The 6,060-nt window shown below is 54.6% G+C and carries 5 protein-coding genes and 1 tRNA gene; 2 read left to right on the plus strand and 4 right to left on the minus strand.

What is annotated here, in order from left to right; translation table 11 throughout:
• Window positions 1–8: 8 nt before the first annotated feature.
• The 4 genes from secD to queA all read right to left on the minus strand — a co-directional run bounded on the left by secD (window position 9) and on the right by queA (window position 4,520).
• The gene (gene secD, locus ACW9JE_RS15050) at window positions 9–1,877 is read right to left on the minus strand and encodes a protein translocase subunit SecD (protein ID WP_457433182.1); all 1,869 of its coding nucleotides are present in this window, start codon (window positions 1,875–1,877) and stop codon (window positions 9–11) included.
• Window positions 1,878–1,943: 66 nt separating this feature from the next.
• Window positions 1,944–2,282 (minus strand): preprotein translocase subunit YajC, encoded by a 339-nt coding sequence (gene yajC, locus ACW9JE_RS15055; RefSeq protein ID WP_457433183.1) that lies wholly within the window; start codon window positions 2,280–2,282, stop codon window positions 1,944–1,946.
• Window positions 2,283–2,325: 43 nt separating this feature from the next.
• Complete coding sequence (gene tgt, locus ACW9JE_RS15060) at window positions 2,326–3,441, minus strand: tRNA guanosine(34) transglycosylase Tgt (protein ID WP_224533697.1); 1,116 nt, start codon at window positions 3,439–3,441, stop codon at window positions 2,326–2,328.
• 14 nt (window positions 3,442–3,455) lie between these two features.
• The gene (queA, locus tag ACW9JE_RS15065; RefSeq protein WP_457433184.1) at window positions 3,456–4,520 is read right to left on the minus strand and encodes a tRNA preQ1(34) S-adenosylmethionine ribosyltransferase-isomerase QueA; all 1,065 of its coding nucleotides are present in this window, start codon (window positions 4,518–4,520) and stop codon (window positions 3,456–3,458) included.
• Window positions 4,521–4,625: 105 nt separating this feature from the next.
• Here queA and ACW9JE_RS15070 point away from each other — a divergent pair.
• Window positions 4,626–4,710: transfer RNA gene (locus ACW9JE_RS15070), tRNA-Leu, on the plus strand.
• A 424-nt stretch (window positions 4,711–5,134) separates the two neighbouring features.
• A complete protein-coding gene (locus ACW9JE_RS15075; protein WP_457433185.1) occupies window positions 5,135–5,491 on the plus strand; it encodes a hypothetical protein in 357 nt (118 codons plus the stop codon).
• Window positions 5,492–6,060 lie beyond the last annotated feature (569 nt).

Raw genomic sequence — 6,060 nt, forward strand, 5'->3', positions numbered from 1 at the left:
GCAGCCCCTTAAATCCACAACTTCTTGAAGTCACGACCGCCGAAGATCAGGTTGACCATCGCGCGGGTGACCATGATGGCCGTGAACATCGAGGTCAGAACCCCGAGGGACATGGTGACGGCGAAGCCCTTGACCGGACCGGTACCCATGGCGAACAGGATGCCGCCCACCAGCAAGGTGGTCAGGTTGGCGTCGAGAATCGCGGTGAATGCGCGGCTGAAACCTTCATTGATGGCCCGCTGCACGGTCATACCCGCAGCAATCTCTTCACGAATACGCGAGAAGATCAGTACGTTGGCGTCGACCGCCATACCCATGGTCAACACGATACCGGCGATACCCGGCAGGGTCAGCGTTGCACCCAGCAGCGACATCAGTGCCAGCAGCAGCACCATGTTCACACCCAGCGCAACGGTGGCGATGATGCCGAAGAAGCGGTAGATGGCCATGATGAACAGCGAAACGAACAGCATGCCCCACAGCGAGGCATCGATACCTTTGGTGATGTTGTCCGCACCCAGGCTTGGGCCAATGGTGCGCTCTTCAGCGAAGTACATCGGAGCGGCCAGACCACCGGCACGCAGCAGCAGCGCAAGTTCCGACGATTCGCCCTGACCGTTCAGGCCAGTGATACGGAATTGAGCACCCAGCGGCGACTGAATGGTCGCCAGGCTGATGATCTTCTTCTCTTCCTTGAACGACTGCACCGGTACGTCTTTCTCGACGCCATCAACCACTTGCTTGGTGTAAGTGGTGACCGGACGCTGCTCGATGAAGATTACCGCCATGCTGCGGCCCACGTTCGAACGGGTCGCACGGCTCATCAGCTCGCCGCCGTGACCGTCCAGACGAATGTTCACTTCTGGCGTGCCGTGCTCGCCGAAGCCAGCCTTGGCGTCAGTTACCTGGTCGCCAGTGATGATCAGGCCACGCTCGATCTGTGCCGGCGGACGCTTGCCTTCACGGAATTCGAAGGTTTCGGAAGTGGCTTTCGAAGCGCCAGGCTCTGCAGCCAGACGGAACTCGAGGTTGGCCGTCTTGCCGAGGATACGCTTGGCTTCTGCGGTGTCCTGCACGCCCGGCAGCTCAACCACGATACGGTTGGCGCCCTGACGCTGGACGATCGGTTCGGCAACACCCAGTTCGTTGACGCGGTTACGTACCGTGGTCAAGTTCTGCTTGATGGAGTATTCGCGGATTTCCGCCAGCTTGGCCGGGGTCATCGCCAGACGCAGCACCGGTTGACCGTTCAGATCGGCCGGAACAATGTCGAAATCGTTGAAGCTCTTGCGGACCAGAGCACGGGCCTGTTCGCGGGTCGCTTCGTCAGTGAAGCCCAGCTGAATGGCACCGTTGAGTTGCGGCAGGCTGCGATAGCGCACTTTCTCTTTGCGCAACAGGCTCTTCACATCGCCTTCGTAGACTTTCAGGCGTGCATCGAGCGCTTTGTCCATGTCCACTTCCAGCAGGAAGTGCACACCACCGGACAAGTCCAGACCCAGCTTCATCGGGTGCGCGGCCAGGCTGCGCAGCCATTGCGGGGTGGTTTGTGCCAGGTTCAGCGCGACGACGTAGTCATCACCCAAAGCCTTGCGCACAACGTCCTTGGCAGGCAACTGGTCTTCAGCCTTGACCAGGCGAATCAGACCGCCTTTGCCACCAGCTGACAGCGAAGCCGCCTTGACGTCGATGCCGGATGCCTTGAGCGCAGCGCTCACGCGATCCAGATCGGCCTCGGTGACCTGCAGCGCAGTGCTTGCGCCACTGACCTGAATGGCCGGGTCATCGGGATAAAGATTGGGAGCGGAATAAATCAGACCGATCGCCAGCACCGCCAGGATCAGAATGTATTTCCACAGAGGATATTTGTTCAGCATCACGCCGCCCGTTTATGACGCGGGGCGCCTTGCGCGCCCCGTCGATTGAGAATGAAGTTGAAGCTTTTAGATCGCTTTGAGCGTGCCTTTTGGCAGCGTGGCGGCGATAGCGCCTTTCTGGAACTTCATTTCGACGGTGTCGGACACTTCCAGCACCACGAAATCGTCGGCAACCTTGGTGATCTTGCCAGCGATGCCGCCGGTGGTCACAACTTCGTCACCCTTTTGCAGGCTGCTCAGCAGATTCTTCTGCTCTTTGGCGCGTTTGGCCTGTGGACGCCAGATCATCAGGTAGAAGATGATCAGGAAGCCGACCAGGAAAATCCACTCAAAACCGCCACCCATAGGGGCCGCAGCTGCCGGTGCAGCACCGTCTGCCATGGCATTAGAGATAAAAAAGCTCATTTAGCACTCCAGTTGCAAATGTTGAATCTTGGGGTCAGAAAACTCAGTCCAAAGGCGGAACAGGCAATCCGCGTTTGGCGTAGAAGGCATCGACAAAGGCGGCCAATGTACCCTGTTGAATAGCCTCGCGCAAACCAGCCATAAGCACTTGATAATGGCGCAAGTTATGGATGGTATTGAGCATGCTCCCCAGCATTTCGCCGCACTTGTCCAGGTGATGCAGATAAGCGCGGGAGAAGTTCTGGCAGGTATAGCAATCGCAGGTCGGATCGAGCGGCGAATCATCATGGCGATGGAACGCGTTACGGATCTTCAGCACGCCGGTATCGATGAACAGATGCCCATTGCGGGCATTACGGGTTGGCATCACGCAATCGAACATGTCCACACCGCGGCGCACACCCTCCACCAGATCTTCCGGTTTGCCAACGCCCATAAGGTAACGAGGTTTGTCAGCCGGCATCATGCCCGGCAGATAATCCAGCACCTTGATCATTTCATGCTTGGGCTCGCCCACCGACAGACCGCCAATGGCCAAGCCGTCGAAGCCGATCTTGTTCAGGCCTTCGAGCGAACGCATGCGCAGATCCTGGTGCATGCCGCCCTGAACGATGCCGAACAGCGCCGCCGTGTTGTCGCCATGGGCGTTTTTCGAGCGCTGGGCCCAACGCAGCGACAACTCCATGGAGATGCGAGCGACATCTTCGTCAGCCGGGTATGGCGTGCATTCGTCGAAAATCATCACGATGTCGGAGCCCAGGTCACGCTGGACCTGCATCGACTCTTCCGGGCCCATGAACACTTTGGCGCCATCGACCGGCGAGGCGAAGGTCACGCCCTCCTCCTTGATCTTGCGCATGGCGCCCAGGCTGAACACCTGGAAACCGCCGGAGTCGGTCAGAATCGGGCCTTTCCACTGCATGAAATCGTGCAGGTCGCCGTGCTTCTTTATCACTTCGGTGCCAGGGCGCAGCCACAGGTGGAAGGTGTTGCCCAGAATGATTTCAGCGCCAATCGCCTCGATATCCCGCGGCAGCATGCCCTTGACCGTGCCGTAGGTACCCACCGGCATGAAAGCCGGGGTCTCGACGGTGCCACGGGGGAAGGTCAGGCGACCACGACGAGCCTTGCCATCGGTGGCAAGCAGCTCAAACGACATGCGACATTCGCGACTCATACGGTTTCCTCTGGGCCTGGCTCTTTAGGACCGGCAGGCGCGGGGTTACGGGTGATGAACATCGCATCACCGTAGCTGAAAAAGCGGTATCCGTTGTCGACCGCGGCTTTATAGGCCGCCATGGTCTCCGGGTAACCGGCGAACGCCGAAACCAGCATCAACAGCGTGGATTCGGGCAAATGGAAGTTGGTGACCAGGGCATCGACCACATGAAACGGCCGGCCCGGGTAAATGAAAATGTCCGTATCGCCGCTGAACGGCTTGAGCACGCCATCGCGGGCGGCGCTTTCCAGGGAACGCACGCTGGTGGTCCCCACCGCCACCACGCGACCGCCGCGAGCGCGGCAGGCAGCCACCGCATCCACCACGTCCTGGCCGACTTCCAGCCATTCAGTGTGCATGTGATGGTCTTCGATCTTCTCGACCCGCACCGGCTGGAACGTGCCCGCGCCCACGTGCAAGGTCACGAACGCCGTCTCGACGCCCTTGGCGGCAATCGCCTCCAGCAGCACCTGATCGAAATGCAGCCCCGCCGTCGGCGCCGCCACCGCGCCCAGGCGCTGGGCGTAAACGGTCTGATAGCGCTCGCGATCGGCGCCTTCATCGGGGCGGTCTATATAAGGAGGCAACGGCATGTGCCCGACACGGTCGAGCAGCGGCAGGACTTCTTCGGCAAACCCCAGTTCGAACAGCGCATCGTGACGCGCCAGCATCTCAGCCTCACCACCGCCATCGATCAGGATCTTCGAACCTGGCTTTGGCGATTTGCTGGAACGCACATGGGCCAGCACGCGATGACTGTCGAGCACCCGCTCCACCAGAATTTCCAGCTTGCCGCCGGAAGCCTTCTGACCAAACAGCCGCGCCGGGATCACCCGGGTATTGTTGAACACCATCAAGTCGCCCGGGCGCAAATGCTCAAGCAAATCAGTGAATTGACGGTGTGCCAGGGCGCCGCTGACCCCATCGAGGGTCAACAGGCGACTATTGCGACGCTCGGCCAGTGGATGGCGGGCAATCAGCGAATCGGGGAGGTCGAAAGTAAAGTCAGCAACGCGCATGATGGGGTTCGTCTAGCAGGGCCGGGAAGTCTAGCGGAATTATCGAAAATTCTCCATGTACCTGATTGACCAGCGGTATTCACCTCTCTATACTCCGCGGCCATTGCCCTGATGGCGGAATTGGTAGACGCGGCGGATTCAAAATCCGTTTTCGAAAGGAGTGGGAGTTCGAGTCTCCCTCGGGGCACCATAATTTTCCTTGTAAATCAAGGACTTAGAAAAGGGGTAGAAAGAAATTTCTACCCCTTTTTCTATCCAAAAAATCTACCCTTCTCATACCCTTTTCTTGGGAAAAACCGCCTCCCGGTGGCGTCCGCTTCGGCTTCGCTCTGCACACCTGAAACGGTGTATTGAAGCTATCCTTCTTATCCAGACCGTTTGACGTGCTGCGGCTCTGCAGCAGTGCGGGAAAGGGTCAACCATGGATCGAATGTGTCTCATACTCAGGTGAGGATTAGCCTAAGAATGATTATCAGACCATTTACTATTTAGATTGCCACTAAGCTCTGCAAAAACCTCTACATAAAAAGCGACAAAAAGCATGATGGCAAAATGACACGCCATGGGTTAGTGTTTGTGTTATTTCGCTGGGTTCATCGGTGTAGGTAACTAATATGTTTGGGCACTATAAAAATAGACAGAAGCATTACGAAATAGTCAAACAGATATTATGGCAAGACTATAAAGTTGATAACGAGTTGAATCCAAATTTTATTTCGCTATCCGATTATAAAAGCATAGTTGATGAAGCTGTTCGTGATGAGATAAATGATGAAGAGGTCGCATTAAAAGTTGTGACCAGATATTGTGTTAACTTGGCAGCCAATGGCCATATACAAGATGCAAAACAATTAGCTCCAAGAGTTCTATTTGCTGCTGAGTATTTTTTAGATCGCGGCTTAATATCAAAAAAAATCAGGAATTACGTGAATACAGGGCTATCAAGTTATGTTCTGCCTACCAAAGACTGAATACAACATATTGGCCTGCTAGGTCGTTTTTAGCGGTTGAAGTTGTTCAAGCTTGAAAAATTACCAGATGAACGCGGTGGATGGTCATTTCATATTCTGTGAAATTTAAAGAATATGGTTGACCTCTATTTGATAATTAAGGTCCCACCTTAAATATATTTTCGGTTTTCTATTGACAACGTTTTTCATTGATTTTAAGCCAAAAAACGACTATCCAAGAAAATTGAAACTCAAAAAACCGACAAAAAACGTAGAAAAAACTCAATGCACTTTTCTAGTGCGTCAACAGAAACAAGCTAAAAACGGCGTGTTTTAATTCCCGGTATTACCATACGCACAAGATGGTAAATCGTCTAAAAACGGCAATTTCAAAGGTTTTGATTTTTGAAAGTTTTGCTACTCAAAATTTATTGAATATAAAAATTTGAGTTCTACGCTTTTGATTTTGATATGCGAACTTTGTTCGCAATACCCAGATGCTTTTCGCCTGTTAGGGCGGGCTTTTGCTTTTGCTCTTCTTGGATAACTCTTAAATAAGTGTCGCAAGTTGATTTTATAGGTTTTTTTGA

It is taken from the genome of Pseudomonas sp. SDO55104_S430, from assembly GCF_054070595.1.